The organism is Vibrio sp. D173a (assembly GCF_030248475.1).
Map to the genome: position 1 here is coordinate 1 of NZ_JAHGAH010001249.1, position 1121 is coordinate 1121.

Below are 1121 nucleotides of genomic sequence, written 5' to 3' on the forward strand. Positions count from 1 at the left end.
TACGACGTTTCGCTAGCTGCATTCTGGCTAATGAAGGGGGATGCTTTCTGCATAATATAGAGCGTTAGACACCGCAAGGCTCTCCTCCACCAGCATTAGCCAATAGAACGACCCGCAACGACAGCGAATGACACAACTCAAGCAAGAAATCACTCTATTTTCGGGCATCGGTCAGCTCTCAACCACACTATTGGGCACCAGGCTATTTATGATTCCTGCGATTGCAGCGGGGATTGCTGGGCAACTGTCACTGTTGGCTTGGCTCGTCCTATTTATCGCTATCTGCCCTATCGCCCTCACTTTTGCTGCGCTCGGAAAACGCTACCCGAACGCAGGCGGCACTGCTTACTTTGTACGACAAGCATTTGGTCAACGCTTAGAAACCGCAGTGGCATGGTTATTTGTAAGTGTGATTCCCGTTGGTATTCCAGCGGCGATTGCTTTGGCTGGCGGATTTGCCCAGCAGTTGCTTCCAGCGCCTTTAAACGTCCCTCTGAGTGCCCAGTTTCTTACTGTAGTATTGCTGATTATCGTCAACCTACTCGGCAGTAAATCTTCGGGACGACTACAAACGGTCATTGCTTTGTCGATTCTTGCTCTCGTGAGTGCTTTTATTTGGAAGGCAGACATTAGCGCCGCCGACGTTGCCATCCCGAGTGTCGATTCTGACTCAATGTGGGCCATTGGTTCAGCACTGGCGGTCATGTTCTGGTGTTTTGTCGGTATCGAGGCCTATGCCCATATGGGTGAAGAGTTTAAGAACCCACAGCGAGATTTCCCAATAGCAATCATCGCGGGCTGTTTTGTGGCTGGATTAGTGTATTGGGCTTGCTCTGTGGTGATATTAAAACTCGGCGCGTATGGCTCCGCGGAATTTGATGCGACGGCAATCCCTTGGGTAATACTGGGCTTTTTTGCCTGCTTCGCCAGCCTCAACCTCTATACGCAGAGCTTATCACGCATGATTTGGGCACAAGCTCGCCAGCATAACCCAAATGGAAGAATGGCGAAGCTCAATACACGTGGAGCGCCGCTTTACCCAACCATCGCAATTGGTGGGGTTGCGTTACTCTCTTGTATCATTGGCGAACTCTCTTCTCTAGACCTCGAGTTCTTTCTCA

The 1121-nt window shown here is 50.5% G+C and carries 1 protein-coding gene; it reads left to right on the top strand.

Going from position 1 to position 1121, the window contains the following annotated elements; translation table 11 throughout:
- Positions 1 to 127 precede the first annotated feature (127 nt).
- Positions 128 to 1121 (top strand): L-methionine/branched-chain amino acid transporter (yjeH, locus tag KIV40_RS32620; protein WP_285353510.1); only part of this gene is annotated, 994 nt, incomplete at its 3' end.